Origin of the sequence: Corallococcus sp. CA053C, from assembly GCF_003611675.1 — a bacterium.
Taxonomy (GTDB): Bacteria; Myxococcota; Myxococcia; order Myxococcales; family Myxococcaceae; genus Corallococcus.
In genome coordinates this window covers 1-13,462 of the sequence record NZ_RAWA01000270.1, presented here as the reverse complement: position 1 = coordinate 13,462, position 13,462 = coordinate 1, and the positions used below count along the sequence as shown (strand labels likewise).

The window sequence follows — 13,462 nt, the reverse complement described above, 5'->3', positions numbered from 1 at the left end:
GTATAAGAGACAGGGGAGGGTGGGGTCGTAGGTCAACCGCCCCACCACGAAGGCGCGCAGCCGGTCCGTGGGACGCGCGTCGAAGTAGCCATCCACCAGCGTGGGCGCGGAGAACGCGGTGTTGCCGAAGGACACGCCCTCTTGTCCCGCCACGAAGGCGCGCAGGTAGAACAGGCCGCCAATCTTCAGCGGATCATCCACCGCCTCGGCGGAGTCGAACGCGCTGCGGGTCGCCGGGCCCCCCAGGGCCTCCGAGTCCCGGTCGCCAGCGGGGGCGGTGGACTCGCTGGGGGTGGATTGCCGCTCCGTCGGCGCACCGGACGACGGCGCCTCGTCCCCACCGAAGACTTCATCGTCGCTGGGGCGCTCCTGCGGGGGCTCGGCGGGCGTGTCGGACTCGCCGCCGAAGAGGGCATTCTCGTCGGGCCGGTCACCCGCACCCGCCGCGCCCGGAGCCTGGGCGAGCACGGGCGCGCTGGCGAGGGCCGCGGACAGCGCCGCGGCCACGGTGAGGTTGCGGGGGGTCATCGGCTCTTGCTCTCGAGCCACGCCTTGGTGAAGAGGTTGGCTTCCAGCGAACGCAGGTCGATGGACTTGATGAGGATGACGGTGGAGTTGGCCTTCTCCACCTCGTCGTAGATGCGGATCTCCTCGGGGAACCAGACGTCGGCGCCCTTGGACTCGCTGAAGAGCTTCTTCCAGCGGGGGTAGAGCAGCGTGCGCATCTTCCGCCCGGACAGCGCGTACTCCTCGCGCTTGAGGACGTTGGTGGACTCCTTGTCCACCCACAGTTTGATGACGGGATAGGCCACGTCCACGCCCTGCTTGGCCTTGAGGGTCAGCATGTTCGCCGTGTACTTGCCCAGCTTCCCCTCGCCCTCGAAGGAAGGCTCGTACTCCTCGGCCAGGCGGGACTCGTCGAAGTCGGCGCGGCGGCTGTCGGTGCCGGCGATGCGCTCGCGCTCCGTGCGCCGCTCCCACTTGCCCACGTTGGGGTCATAGCTCCAGAGGTTCTTGTCCAACCGCAGGTAGCCCTTGCCGGCCTCCGTCTTGGGACGGCTGAAAAGAATCATCAGCTTGTCGTCCGCGTCGCGCCGGTAGACGAACGCCTCGCGCACGGCGTCTGTCTTGTCCTTCTCCTTCTGCTCCAGGTAGATGAGCGCCTTGTAGTCGCCGCCATTGCGCTGGCGGTCGTCGATGGTGGCGAGCAGCTTCACCATCTCCGCCGGCTCCAACGCCAGCGCCGCCGGGGCGGACAGCAGGGCCACGGTGAGCACCGCGGCGGACAGCAGGTTCTTGAGGGTCATGGAGGATTCACCCGATGTGGTGCATCGCCGTGACAGGCTTGAGCCGCGCGGCGAGGAAGGAAGGAATGAGCGAGATCGCCGTGGTGCAGGCGGTGATGAAGAGGACGGAGCCCACCACCGAGCCGGGGTTGACCGCCAGGTGCAGCTTCTCCGACATGATGAACACCGCCACCACGTCCGGAACGGAGAGGTCCGCGGCGTTGACGGACAGGCACACCGCCAGCCCCAACAGGGCCCCGGCGACGGTCCCCAGGAGGCCCAGTGTCAGCGCCTCGAAGACGAACATCGCCAGCACCCGCGTGCGCTGCATGCCAATGGCGCGCAGCGTGCCAATCTCCCGCGTGCGCTCGCGGATGGCGATCCACAGCGTGTTCATGATGCCCACGCAGATGATGACCAGCAGGACGAAGATGAGGACGCCGGTGAGACCGTTGAGCGCGGTGAGCGTCCAGGTGATGAAGGAGATCTCGTCCTCCCAGTTGGTGATGTCCAGCTTCTGGCCCGTCCACCCCTCGCGGTTGACGACCTCGAACTTCATCCAGAAGGAGCGCGGGTCGTTGTCCATCAGTTCGTAACCGGAGGCCGCCAACGTCTGGCGCAGCCGCGCCTGTACCGTCTGCACCTGCTTCAGGTCCTTCAGGTACAGGTAGATGGCGCCGGTGGTGTCGTCCTTGAGCTGGTAGAGCGCGCGCAGCGTCTTCGACGGGACGAAGACGTTGAAGTCGCTCATCAGCCCCACGTTGGCGGCGACAGCGGCCACCCGCACGTCCACCGTGTTGTTGGTGCCGCGCATGGTGGGCGCGGAGAGCGTCACGGTGTCACCCACCTTGACCTCCAGGCGCTTGGCCTGCTTCTCGAAGAGCAGCACGGTGTCGGGTTCGGCCAGCCCGTCCAGGGAGCCTTCCTTGACCTGGAGGACGTTGCGGATGCCCGGCTCGGCCTGCACGTCGATGCCGCCCAGCCCCACCTGCAGGGAGGACGTGTCGCTGACCATCTTCACCCAGCCGCGGCCGCGGTGGACGATGTAGTCCAGCTCCGGCACGTCCTTGCGGACCTGCTCGATGATCTTCGGGTAGCCCGTCACCACCGGCGCGGACTGGCCGGCGGTGACCTTGTAGAAGCCAGCCACGTTGACGTGACCGGTGGAGAGGGTGGTGGCCGAGCGCAGCATTGTGGCCGCCATGCCGTTGGACAGCCCGTTCAGGATGACGAGCAGCGCGGTGACGCCGGCGATGGCCCCGCCCAGCAGCAGCGTGCGGCGGCGGTGGGTGCCGAGGTTTCGGAATGCGATGAGGAAGAGCTGGAGCATGGGCTTACTCGTCCGTCTGCATCGCCTGGAGCGGCGACACGCGCGTGGCCAGGAACGCCGGGTAGAGGGTGGAGATGGCGGAGACGACCATCACGATGATGAACGCCGCGATCAGGTTGCCCGCACTGAGGCTGGGGTACAGCCGCGGCCCGGAGAAGAAGAAGTACAGCGCCTCGTTGCCCGCGGGGATGCCCACGTGGCCCAGGGCCGCCATGATGCCGCTGCCCACCAGCGCGCCGCCCGCGCCGAACACCAGGCCCAGCAGCAGCGTCTCCACCAGCACCATGCCGAGCACGAACGAGCGCTGGGCGCCAATGGCCCGCATGGTGCCCACCTCGCGCACGCGCTGGAGCGTGGCCATCATCATCGCGTTGTTGATGATGACCAGCACCACGATGAAGATGATGAAGACGGCGGCGTAGAGCACCAGCTTCGCCATCATCACGAACTGGCCCAGGAGGCCCGCCGCCTGCTGCCAGGACACCACCCGCAGCTTCAGCCCGGCGTCCTTCGCCGACTGCCGCAGCTCCGCCATGGTCTGCTGGAGCTTCTCCGGGTCCTTCAGGATGATGGCCGAGCTGAGCACCACCCCCTGCTCGATCTCCGCCTGCGAGTAGACGCGCTTCGTCAGGTCGTCCCTGCGCAGCGAATCCATGGCCCCCCTGAGCGACTCCTGGTCGTTGATGAGGCCGGGGGTGGCGTCCGCCACCAGGTTGTTGCCGCTCTCCTCGCCGAAGAGGGCCTCCTCCGCGTTCTCCCGCGCCACGGCCTTCACGCCGCTCTGCTTCTGCAGTTCGACGAGCTCCGCCTTCTTGTCGACGGTGAGGTAGCCGTACAGGTCCCGGAAGGACATCAGATCCATCAGGTTGAGGGCGCCGGCCAGCGCGGACTTCTCCAGCCCCTTGAACTGGTAGGTGCCGTAGACCTTCACGTTGACGCTCTGCACGTAGCCGCTGCGCGTGAAGGCGGTGATGGTGAGGCTGTCACCCAGGCGCAGGCGGTAGAGCTCCAGCAGCGGCGCCAGCTCCGCGTAGAACTGCGCGTAGCGGGTGTCGAAGTTGGCGTCGTCCGTGGTGAGGAAGGAGGACAGGAGCTTCTCCAGCTTCGGCTCCTGGCTGCCCAGGACCTTCTGCAGGCGCTCCACCACCTGGCGCGTCTTGATGGGATCCAACTGGAAGACGATCTCCCGCGTCTGCGTCTGGTTCTCCTTCACCCAGCGCTGCAGCTGGGGGTCGGCGGCGATCGTCTTCTTGTTGAGCTCGCGCTCCTGTTTGATCATGTCCAACCGGCGCGCGGTCTTCAGCTTGAGGTATTCCTCGTAGAAGAACTTGGAGAGCAGCATGCCGCGCTGGCCGTGCGGCACCGGCTGCCCGTCCACCACCTCCATGCGGTCGAAGGTGCTCTGGAAGCGGTCCAGGTCCGTCCCCGCGTAGCGGAGGTAGAGCATGTCGCCGTCCGGAATCTGCGGGGCGATGCGGTTCTCCAGGAACTCCAGCGCGCTGAACGGGTCCTGCTCGAAGCCGTCCCAGAACGCCTCCGAGCGGGCGCGGGCCAGTGACTCGCGCTCCTCCGGCGTCCGGGCGGTGTCGCTCAGGAGTTCGCGGCTCTTGGCCAGATCCTCCTCCATGATCGCCACCATCTGCCGCACGTGCGCCTTGAGGCTGTCGATGTTCTCCCGGAGGGCGGGCGTCTCACCGCCCTCCGCGCGCTTCTTGTAGAGGTCCCGGAGGCGGGCCAGCGTCAGGTCCACCGTGTTGCCGGAGGTGATGAGCGCGCCGTTGGTGCCCATGGGCACCACCGTCTTCACGTTGGGGTGCTTCTCCAGCACCGGCTTGATGCGGCTGAAGTCATCCACCGCCGCCAGGTCCGGCTCGCCGCCCATGTTGCCGAACAGGCCCAGCTCGTCCTTGGAGTCGTCCGAGTAGACCTGGATGTGCCCGGCCACACTGCCGATGATGCTGCGGCTCATGGCGCTGTCCATGCTGTCCAAGAGCGCGCCGCCCACCACCACGAGCAGCGTGCCCAGGAAGATGATGCCGCCGATGAGCAGGTTGATCTTGCTGGTGAACAGGTTGCGGAACGCGACCTGCAACAGCAGACGGAAGTGTCCTCCCATGTCAGTGACTCCCCACGGCCATGGCCTGCTGCGCCTCGGCGGCGCTGAGCTTGTCCAGGATCTTCCCGTCCGCCAGGCGCCACACGGCGTTGGCGTGGCTCATCACCTTGGCGTCGTGGGTGGAGAAGATGAAGGTGGTGCCCTCCTTCTGGTTGAGCTCCTTCATCAGGTCGATGATGTGCTGGCCCGTCACGGAGTCGAGGTTGGCGGTGGGCTCGTCCGCCAGCACCAGCTGGGGCCGGGTGACGAGCGCGCGCGCCACGGCCACGCGCTGGCGCTGGCCACCGGACAGCTCGTTGGGGCGGTGCTTCGCGTGGCTGGCCAGGCCCACCTGCTCCAAGAGCTGCATCACCCGCTCCTTGCGCTGCGCCTTGTCCAGCTTGCGCTGGAGGAGCAGTGGGAACTCCACGTTCTGGAAGACGGTGAGCACCGACACCAGGTTGAAGCTCTGGAAGATGAAGCCGATGGTGTGCAGGCGCAGGTCGGTGAGCTGGCGCTCGCTGAGCTTCTGGGTGTCCTGGCCGGCCACACTGACCACGCCGGTGGTGGAGGTGTCCACGCAGCCGATGAGGTTGAGCAGCGTCGTCTTGCCGCTGCCGGACGGCCCAGCGATGGAGATGAACTCACCCGCGTGGACCTGGAGGTCCACGCCCCGGAGCGCTGGCACGACGACCTTGCCCAGGGTGTAGTCCTTCGTCACGTTCGTGATGGAAACGATGGGGGACTTCGCTGCGGCGTTCATGCGGTGCTTCCTTTCAAGGTCATGGGGTGCGGCCGGAACGGGCGGAGCTGGGGGACGCGGAGGCTGCGCTCACCTGGAGCTGTAGGGTGATGCGCCTGCGGCGTCCCACTCCGTCATGCCTGGCCCCCGTGCCTTCCACCGGGGCCGCGCGGCGGGCGCGGCCAGAACCCGGGAAGGCGTACCGGCACGTAATGGGTTCAGTGCATCCGGTCAAGACAGACCCAATTGAATCCGGTGCACGCGAAAGTGTCGCGCCTCCCTGGAAGGAGGCAGGGGTGCGTGCTGGAGGCACACAGTGGGTGTGAGCCGGTACCGGGAGCGTGGCGCCGCTCTATGCTTGCCGCACCGTGTCCCGCGCCGAACGACTGCTCGACCTGCTCCAGCTGCTCCGCCGGCAGCGAACGCCCGTGAGTGGCGCCACGCTCTCCAACGAGCTGGGCATCAGCCTGCGCACGCTCTACCGCGACATCGCCAGCCTCCAGGCGCAGGGCGCGCGTGTCGAAGGCGAGCCGGGGTTCGGGTACGTGCTGCGCCCGGGCTTCACGCTGCCCCCGTTGATGTTCTCCGAGGACGAGCTGGAGGCGCTGGTGCTCGGCTCGCGGTGGGTGGCGCACCGGGCGGATGACCGGCTGGGGCTCGCCGCGCGCGACGCGCTGGCCAAGATTGCCGCGGTGCTTCCGGCGGACCTGCGCGACGACCTGGATTCGACGACGCTGCTCGTCGGGCCCGGGGAGCCCATCGTCACCGGGAGCCTGGACCTGGGCGCCGTCCGGCAGGCCATCCGGGGTGAGCGCAAGCTGATCATCACCTACCGGGACCTCAAGGACGCAGAGAGCACGCGCACCATCTGGCCCTTCGCGCTCGGCTTCTTCGACCGGGTGCGCGTCGTCGTCGCGTGGTGCGAGCTGCGCCAGGGCTTCCGGCACTTCCGCGCGGACCGCATCGCCACGCTGACACCGTCGGAGGAGGGCTATCCGCGCCGCCGCCAGGTGCTCCTGCGCGAGTGGCGGGAGGCGGAGCGCGTGGATCCGCAGTAGTTCCGTGCTCGCTGCTGACAGAATCTGACAGGGGCCTCCCCTATGACGGGTCTCGCCGAACAGGTCGCCCTGTTCGGCGCCCCTTCCTCCTGGAGAACCATCATGGCCGACCCCAACTTCGTCCTGCTCTACGTCGACAGCCCGTCCGCGAGCGCCACCTTCTACGCCGGCCTGCTGGGAAAGCCGCCCGTCGAGGCGTCACCGACCTTCGCGATGTTCGCCCTGTCGTCGGGAGTCATGCTCGGGCTCTGGTCGAAGCACACGGTGGAGCCCGCCGCCAAGGCCACGGGCGGAGGCGCCGAGCTGGCCTTCACCGTGGAGGACGCGGCCGCCGTCCGCGCCATGCACGCGGACTGGAGCGGGCGGGGGCTCCCCATCGCCCAGGCGCCCACGGACCTGGACTTCGGCCACACCTTCGTCGCGCTGGACCCCGACGGCCACCGCCTCCGCGTCTTCGCTCCCGGCGCGCCCTGAAGCAGCGCGGGCCGTGTGGGTTCACTCCCGAGGGCTCTTCCCTCCGTGAGCCGCGATGGCGGTTGCGAGGGTGAGCCGCGTCACGCCCCCCAGCGTGACCGTGTCTCCAGCGCGGCTCCGCTCCAGCTCCAGCTCCAGCTCCATGATGAGCTCCGCTTCCCACGCGCGCTGCTGGGGCTCCGGCAGCTCGCCCACGAGCTTCATCACGGGCCCACCCAGCTGCCGGATCCACGTCACGATGTCGCGCGCATCGCGGGCCTCCACGATGGGGACCTCCAGCTCCTCGGAGGCCTCCACCGAGAAGCCGCTCCCCTGGAGGGCTGCCTCCAGGCGGGCCGGGTCCGCGTGACGGAACACACCCGGCTCATCGGCGCGCGGAAGGGGAGGGACCTCGCGGTAGCGCTCGAGGACCCCGCGGGCGAGCGAAGCCCAGGGCACTCGCGCCGGTTCCGCCCACGAGGCAATGACAAGCACGCCCCCGGGCTTCAGCGCGCGGTGGATGGATGTGAGGGCCCGTTCGGGCTCGCGCATGTACATCAAGCCCCAGCGCAGCGTGGCCACGTCGAACGCCCGCGCTCCGACGTCCAGCGTCTCGGCGTCGGCCACCTGGAACGCGATGTTCTCCAGGCCCTCTCGCCGCGCCCGCTCCCGGGCAATCTCAAGCACGCCGTCCACCAGGTCGATTCCCAGCACCCGGCCCCGCGGCCCCACGCGATGGGCCGCGGGCACCGCGGGCTCGCCCCGTCCACAGGCGACATCCAGGACGTGCATTCGCGGCGACACACCCGCCAGGTCGAGCATGCGCTCGGTCAGGGGGCGCGACAGCCGCGCCTCCATCGCGTCGTAGTGGCGCCAGAACCCGACCATCCGGGCCCGGGCTGCCTCCTGCTCTTCACGTGAGGTGTCGCTCATGTCCGCCGTCCTCGAATCGGGCAGTCCGCCGATACCCTGGCCAGCTCACGGACGCCTTGGGCCGCTTCGTCACACGCCTGGCGCCACTGGCGGCACGGCGATGTCCCGTATCCGCCAATCCCGGTACTTCTCCGAAGGGGCCAGGGTCACCCCCCATCACACCCTCTTGAACGGAGAAGAACCTGTGCGTGCTGTCTCGTTCCTTGCAATTCTTCCTCGCTGGCTCGCCCTGTGCCTGGGCCTCTTCGGCGCTCAGGCCCTCGCGGGATACGCGTCTGTGCCGGACGGGTACGTCCTGCTCAGCACCAACAACTCGAACCGCTACGTGGTGGCGGGTGGCGCCAGGTTCTACATCCCTCCTGCGCAGCACAGCCTGTACTCCGGCGCCACCACCGTGGCGCTGCCCCAGGCCACCATCGACTCCTACACGCAGATTCCCCAGGAGGGCACGCTGATCCGCCAGAAAGGCACCGCGGAGATCTACGTCGTGGTGGGGCAGGCGTACTGGTGGATTCCGTCGCCCACGGAGCTGGACTTCTGGGATGACTGGAGGATGGTCAATGACATCCCGAACAGCGACTGGCGGGGGCCCTTCATCAACCCCTCCTACAATGTCCTGGTCCAGGAGCGCTCGACGAGCCAGATCTATCTCTGGGTTGCTGGCGCCAAGTACCCCGTCACCACTTCGGCGGACCTCGACTATTTCGGGGGCTTGTCCAGCGTGAAGGTGGTTCCGCTGGGGACGCTGGCCAGCACCACGTACAATCCGTGGTGCGGAACGAACCTCCGTGAGCGTTCGAGCAGCACCGTTTATACCATGGGGTATATCAACAGCAGCTCCACCACCATGCGCAAGTCTGTCACGGCCGCTCCCGCGAACAGTGCCGTTCCGGATGGTGCGCTGGCCTCCATCCCGCTGTACTCCGCCGGGCTCGCCTGCATCTGGTAGCACCCGGCCCCAGCGGGGAGGCCACGCCTGGCATTGAAGTCCGCCCAGGCGTGGCCACCCGCGAACACAGTGCGGATTCCCGAGGCCTCTGGCTACAGCCCCACGGAGCCCACGCCCGCGTGCGTGAGCGTCTCCCACGACATCTGCAGGTCCGTGGAGGAGCCGCCCGCGCGCACGCGGGGAAGGAGCGCTCCCGTCGAGGGCATGGAGCGGCCCTTGCGCGTCACGTAGTGGTTGAAGAGGATCTCCCACGTCGGGAGGATCTGCACCTCCATCGTGTTGTTCGGCACGGGCTGGCTGTTCTTCGACACGTACTCGCTCCTGCGCGCGCACAGCCAGGAGTCGACGGGGATGGTGAGCTGGCCGTTGTTGTCCGGGGCGTAGGGGACCAGGAACCGGGCCATGAACTCTGCGCTCGCGATGAGCCGCGTCTCCTGCTCGGAGTAGAGGTCCACTCCCTGGAGGAGCGCCGTCTCCGCCGCCTGCGAGATGGAGGCAATCGACATCGTCGCATGGCCGAAGTCCCGGCATGCCTCCATGGAGATGCCATTCACGCGCGCCGTGCCGAACTCGGTCTGGCCGCGCCAGCTGCTCAGGAGCACGCCGCTCTTCCAGCTGCCATCCGGGTTGCGCTGGTCCGGAGCCGCCACGGGCGCCGCGCCGTCCGTCGTCAGGTAGTAGGTCTCCTTCACGTGCACGCGCCACATGCCGAGCGACTTGTCGAAGAGCGCCTTGTCATTCGTGTAGACGGCGATGTTCATCACGCCGTTCGTCATGGAGTTGTTCCAGTTGGAGCCGCCACCCGCCCAGCCGTTGGTGATCCGCGGCAGCACCGCGCGCTTCAGCATGTCGCCGAACCGGACGGCCTTCTCCTCGGTCCAGCCCGAACCGCTGTAGCGGAGGATCTCCGCCGAGCGCGGGAACAGCTCCGCGAGCCACGCCGCCTGGAGCGGGCCGTTGTACGTGCTGACGTCACCGCTGATGAAGAGGATGGTCTGGAGCGTGTCGGCGTACGCGTCGAGGATCCGGATGGCGGCATCCGCGTAGCGCTGCTCACGCGTGTGATACCAGAGGAGCGCGAGTGTATAGGCATGCAGGGCGTCCTGCCGGGAGTTGTAGCAGCCGATGTCCACCGTGCTGCCGCTGTTGCCACACTGGATGGTCGGGACGGGCCTCGGCGTCCAGGCCGTGTTCGCGTACGAGCCAGTGACCGCCTTGTTGAACTGGCCCAGCCACGGCTGCGCACCGGCGCCAATCTTCGCCTTGACGAAGTCGAGCTGGGCCTTGGAGACGTGCAGCCCCGGGTGCACGAAGCCAGGCGTGTACGTGACGGTCAGCTGCGGCCGCTGCGCGAGGGTGGCGGCCTCCGAGGACGCCAGGTCCAGCCCGTCCATGTTCGTGTTGGCATCCAGCACGAAGCCCCGGTTGTTCGCCGGAGTGTCCACCCACGCCTGGACCGCGGCGATGCCCTCCGCGCCGAGCGTCACGGTGTAGGGGCCCGTGACGGAGGGCAGGAGCGTCCCCAGCACGCTCGAACCCCGGTCCGCCGTGCCGCGTGCGCCGGGCGTGCTCCAGGTGACGGCTGAGGTCGCCCGGGCCCAGGTGGCCTGCGCCTCGTTCCAGTCGCGGCCCGCGGCGTAGAGGAAGAAGCCCTCTCCGCTCGTCCGGTTCGTCACGTTGACGGTCAGCGTGACGGACCGCACCGTCGCGCCCGCGGGGATGCTGCCCACGTCGAAGCGCAGCAGCGCGTTGGCGCTCTGCCCGCTGGCCGCCGGGTAGTCCCGGTCCATTCGCAGCACGGTGTCCGCGCCCGCGTTGGTGGATGGCAGGCCCTCCTGGAGCCATGTGTCGGTGACGCCCGCGTAGGTCGACGAAGGTGACACGCCCCGCTGGAAGGACACCGTCACGTCCGCGGCCAGCGCGGCGTGGGCCTCGGGGACAGCGTCAACGGCCTCCGCGTCCGACAGCTCGGGGCCGCCACACGCGACGAGGGCGCCAGGAACAAGAACCAGCGCCAGACGGCGCCACCACATCGAGATGCTCATGCTCACTCCGATATCTGAAAAAATGGAAAATCCATTCCGCAGGCGGAGTTATCGCGCGACGCGTTGCTCAGTTGCGCCTGTGTGTCATTCCCTTGGTGACTGCAATTTTCCAGGATGAAAGAACATCCGCGCGGCTCAGCCCCATCACAGACGGGCCTTGTCATGCCACGGTGCGGGAGTGCCTTTTTCAGCGGGAAACGCACCCATGGGCTACAGGCTCACCGCATCCCGCGCTTCCCGGGCGTGGAGGCGCTGCTGCGCTCGCGCGCGCCCACGGTCGTCCTCTCCCACCTCGACGAGCTGCTGTGGGCCGTCGCGCCGGAGGCGCCCTCGCAGGCGCGATGACGTGCCCCGTTGCTAGCGCGTGATGTTGCGCAGGTACTGCGCGTAGAAGCGGATGGCGGCGGCGTACGCTTCGACGGAGAGCCGCTCGTCGCGGCCGTGCATGCGCGTGAGGTCCTCGCGGGTCATGCGCACCGGCATGAAGCGGTACACGCTGTCGCTCAAGCCGTGGAAGTGGCGGGCGTCGGTGGCCGCCACGGTGAGGAAGGGCGCCACCAGCACGTCCGGGAACACCTGGCGGATGCTGCGCTGAAGCTGCCGCCAACCCTCCGTGTCCACGCGAGACACCGATGAGGCCTCGTCGCCCTCGGTGGCCACCTCCACGCGCGCGTCGTCCACCACCTCGCGCACGTGGGCGCTCACGTCCTCCAGGCTGTCGCCCGGTAGGGGGCGGACGTTGAGCACCGCGCGCACCCGCGAGGGCAGCACGTTGGGCTTGGGGCTGCCTTCGAGCATCGTGGCCGCCATCGTGGTGCGGATGCTGGCGTCCGCGGAGGGCGCCGCGGCCATCTGCCGCTCGATGAGGGGGGCGAAGAGCCAGGTGTTGGCGAAGAGCAGGCGCATGCCGAAGCCCATCTCCGGCCCCACGTGCTCGAACAGCGCCCGCGTCCCGCCACGGAGCCCGGGCTCGAAGGGGTGCTCCTCCAGCCGCACGAGGGCACGGGCGAGGATGCCCGCGGCCGTCTGCCGTGGCGGCATGGACGCGTGCCCGCCCGTGCTCCGCACCACCAGCTCCACGCGCGTGGAGCCCTTCTCCGCCACACCCACCAGCGCCACCGGTGCGGCCACGCCGGGCACGAGCCCCACGCCGATGGTGCCTCCCTCGTCCAGCACCGACTCCAGGCGCACGCCACGCTCGCGCAGCAGCGCGGCCACGCGGGCGGCACCGTCGCGCCCGCCCACCTCCTCGTCCGCGCCGAAGGCGAGCAGCACCGTGCGGCGCGGGCGGTGGCCCTGGGCGAGCAGGCCCTCCACGGCCTCGAGGATGGCGAGCACGCTGCCCTTGTCGTCCAGCGTCCCGCGCCCGTGGACGTAGCCGTCCGCCACCACACCGCCGAAGGGTGGGTGGATCCAGGTGGCCTCCGCCTCCGCGGGCACCACGTCCAGGTGGCCCATCAGCAGCACGGGGCTCAGGCTGGGCTCCGTGCCCTTCCACGTGTAGAGGTGCGCGTGCGCGCCCACGGCCTCGTGCCCGAGCTGCGCGTGCACGCGCGGGAACTGCGCGACGAGCTGGGCGTGCAGCGCCCCGAAGGCGGCGTCCTCCGTGCCCGTGCCGTCGGAGGCGGCGATGGTGCGGTGGCGCAGCGCCTCGGCGAGGCGGCCCGCGGCCGCGGTGGCATCCACCGGGAAGGGCTCGGCCGGTTCGGCGGGCACCTGCCGCGAGCCGAAGCGCAGCGTGCGCACGACGAGGACGCCCACGAGGAGCAGCAGGAGGATCAGCAGGGCGAGGAGGACACGCTTCATCGGCTCGGAGCTCCCGGGGAGGGCGCACGCGAGCGTAGCAGCAGGCGCGATGGACACGCCCGCTCGTCTCCCGTGCATCACCGCTCTACACTGCCTGCCTCCTGGAGGCTTGATGCACTCGAAGCGACTTCACTGGTGGCCGACCCCCGCGCTGCGCTCACTGGCCGCGACCTTCGCGCTCGCCTGCACAATGGGCTGCTCGGGCGATGAGACGGGCGTGGACGTGCCCAACCCGCTGACCAACCCCAAGGACGGCCCACCCGCCGGCAATCCGAACGGGGAGGCCACGTGCACCGTGCCCGCCGAGGCAGGCCTCGCTGACGTCTCCAGGCCCACCACCGTCGTCGGTAGCGGAACGCCCGCGAGCTGTACCAGTGCCGCCTTCGTCGAAGCCGTGGCCCGGGGCGGGGTCATCACCTTCGACTGCGGACCGGAGCCGGTGACTCTCACGCTCGACAAGACGGCGAAGGTCTTCAACGACAAGGGGCCGGACATCACCATCGACGGCAAGGGATTGGTGACGCTCAGCGGCGCGGGCAAGCACCGCATCCTGTACATGAACACCTGCGACCAGAAGCAGGTGTGGACGACCTCTCACTGCCAGAACCAGGACCACCCCCGGCTGACGCTCCAGAACCTCACGTTCGTGGACGCCAGCTCCAAGAGCGAGACGGAGTTCGACGGAGGCGGGGCGGTGTGGGTGCGCGGGGGGAGGGTGAGGGTCATCAACTCCCGCTTCTTCAACAGCGCGTGCGCGGATGTCGG

10 protein-coding genes and 2 pseudogenes are annotated in these 13,462 nt (G+C 68.8%); 4 read left to right on the top strand and 8 right to left on the bottom strand.

Going from position 1 to position 13,462, the window contains the following annotated elements; translation table 11 throughout:
• From D7V97_RS46070 to D7V97_RS28890, 5 genes and pseudogenes are all read right to left on the bottom strand, one after another.
• Positions 1–528 (bottom strand): annotated as a pseudogene (locus tag D7V97_RS46070) (hypothetical protein); the annotation flags it as partial.
• A complete protein-coding gene (locus D7V97_RS28905) occupies positions 525–1,307 on the bottom strand; it encodes an outer membrane lipoprotein-sorting protein (protein WP_120613863.1) in 783 nt (260 codons plus the stop codon). The pseudogene D7V97_RS46070 and the gene D7V97_RS28905, both read right to left, overlap by 4 nt.
• Positions 1,308–1,314: 7 nt before the next feature.
• Complete coding sequence (locus D7V97_RS28900; RefSeq protein WP_120613862.1) at positions 1,315–2,616, bottom strand: ABC transporter permease; 1,302 nt, start codon at positions 2,614–2,616, stop codon at positions 1,315–1,317.
• Between the two features lie 4 nt (positions 2,617–2,620).
• Positions 2,621–4,732 (bottom strand): ABC transporter permease, encoded by a 2,112-nt coding sequence (locus D7V97_RS28895; protein ID WP_120613861.1) that lies wholly within the window; start codon positions 4,730–4,732, stop codon positions 2,621–2,623.
• Position 4,733: 1 nt separating this feature from the next.
• A complete protein-coding gene (locus tag D7V97_RS28890) occupies positions 4,734–5,474 on the bottom strand; it encodes an ABC transporter ATP-binding protein (protein ID WP_120613860.1) in 741 nt (246 codons plus the stop codon).
• Positions 5,475–5,821: 347 nt separating this feature from the next.
• Between D7V97_RS28890 and D7V97_RS28885 the strand changes: the two genes are divergently transcribed.
• Entirely contained in the window at positions 5,822–6,511 is a 690-nt protein-coding gene (locus D7V97_RS28885) for a YafY family protein (RefSeq protein ID WP_120613864.1), read from the top strand.
• A 102-nt stretch (positions 6,512–6,613) separates the two neighbouring features.
• Complete coding sequence (locus D7V97_RS28880; protein WP_120613859.1) at positions 6,614–6,985, top strand: VOC family protein; 372 nt, start codon at positions 6,614–6,616, stop codon at positions 6,983–6,985.
• Between the two features lie 21 nt (positions 6,986–7,006).
• Here the strand turns inward: D7V97_RS28880 and D7V97_RS28875 are convergent, their stop codons facing one another.
• Positions 7,007–7,897 (bottom strand): class I SAM-dependent methyltransferase, encoded by an 891-nt coding sequence (locus D7V97_RS28875; protein ID WP_120613858.1) that lies wholly within the window; start codon positions 7,895–7,897, stop codon positions 7,007–7,009.
• Positions 7,898–8,081: 184 nt separating this feature from the next.
• Here D7V97_RS28875 and D7V97_RS28870 point away from each other — a divergent pair, with 184 nt between their 5' ends.
• Positions 8,082–8,846 carry a hypothetical protein gene (locus D7V97_RS28870; RefSeq protein ID WP_120613857.1) on the top strand — a complete coding sequence of 255 codons (765 nt, stop codon included), beginning with the start codon at positions 8,082–8,084 and terminating at the stop codon, positions 8,844–8,846.
• A 92-nt stretch (positions 8,847–8,938) separates the two neighbouring features.
• Here D7V97_RS28870 and D7V97_RS28865 read toward each other — a convergent pair whose 3' ends face one another.
• Positions 8,939–10,891, bottom strand: a complete 1,953-nt coding sequence (locus D7V97_RS28865; protein WP_147445017.1) for a DNRLRE domain-containing protein — start codon at positions 10,889–10,891, stop codon at positions 8,939–8,941.
• Positions 10,892–11,248: 357 nt separating this feature from the next.
• On the bottom strand, positions 11,249–12,697 hold the full coding sequence (locus D7V97_RS28860) for a M20 family peptidase (protein ID WP_120613855.1): 1,449 nt from the start codon (positions 12,695–12,697) through the stop codon (positions 11,249–11,251).
• 112 nt (positions 12,698–12,809) lie between these two features.
• Between D7V97_RS28860 and D7V97_RS28855 the strand changes: the two are divergent.
• A pseudogene (locus D7V97_RS28855) lies at positions 12,810–13,462 on the top strand (hypothetical protein); the annotation flags it as partial.

What these genes read in the sequence shown, in the direction of transcription:
- D7V97_RS28905 (WP_120613863.1), bottom strand. Translation starts at nt 1,307, where the DNA reads ATGACCCTCAAGAACCTGCTGTCCGCCGCGGTGCTCACCGTGGCCCTG.
- D7V97_RS28900 (WP_120613862.1), bottom strand. Translation starts at nt 2,616, where the DNA reads ATGCTCCAGCTCTTCCTCATCGCATTCCGAAACCTCGGCACCCACCGC.
- D7V97_RS28895 (WP_120613861.1), bottom strand. Translation starts at nt 4,732, where the DNA reads ATGGGAGGACACTTCCGTCTGCTGTTGCAGGTCGCGTTCCGCAACCTG.
- D7V97_RS28890 (WP_120613860.1), bottom strand. Translation starts at nt 5,474, where the DNA reads ATGAACGCCGCAGCGAAGTCCCCCATCGTTTCCATCACGAACGTGACG.
- D7V97_RS28880 (WP_120613859.1), top strand. Translation starts at nt 6,614, where the DNA reads ATGGCCGACCCCAACTTCGTCCTGCTCTACGTCGACAGCCCGTCCGCG.
- D7V97_RS28875 (WP_120613858.1), bottom strand. Translation starts at nt 7,897, where the DNA reads ATGAGCGACACCTCACGTGAAGAGCAGGAGGCAGCCCGGGCCCGGATG.
- D7V97_RS28865 (WP_147445017.1), bottom strand. Translation starts at nt 10,891, where the DNA reads ATGAGCATCTCGATGTGGTGGCGCCGTCTGGCGCTGGTTCTTGTTCCT.
- D7V97_RS28860 (WP_120613855.1), bottom strand. Translation starts at nt 12,697, where the DNA reads ATGAAGCGTGTCCTCCTCGCCCTGCTGATCCTCCTGCTGCTCCTCGTG.